General features: G+C 57.7%; 1 protein-coding gene. It reads right to left on the reverse strand.

Going from position 1 to position 246, the window contains the following annotated elements:
• On the reverse strand, positions 1 to 246 hold a 246-nt coding region (locus AB4874_RS20155; RefSeq protein ID WP_368393323.1), incomplete at both ends, for a homogentisate 1,2-dioxygenase domain-containing protein.

A 246-nucleotide genomic window follows, 5' to 3' on the forward strand; every position in this document is an offset into this window, starting at 1 on the left:
TGCCGTAAATATTGCCCATCATCTCGGACATGATGTTCTTGTGATACCACGGCGGGCGGAAGGTGTGCTCGGCCACCATCCAGCGCTCACGGAACAGCACGAAGTCGATATTGGCGGTGCCTTCCTGCCCTGACGGCGCGGTCAGCACCGTGAAGATCGAGGGATCGGGATGGTCAAACAGGATCGCACCGACCGGGCTATAGGTGCGCAGGTCGTATTTATAGGCGCAGTAATTGCCATGCCATG

Source organism: Thioclava arctica (assembly GCF_040892615.1).
Lineage (GTDB): Bacteria > Pseudomonadota > Alphaproteobacteria > Rhodobacterales > Rhodobacteraceae > Thioclava > Thioclava arctica.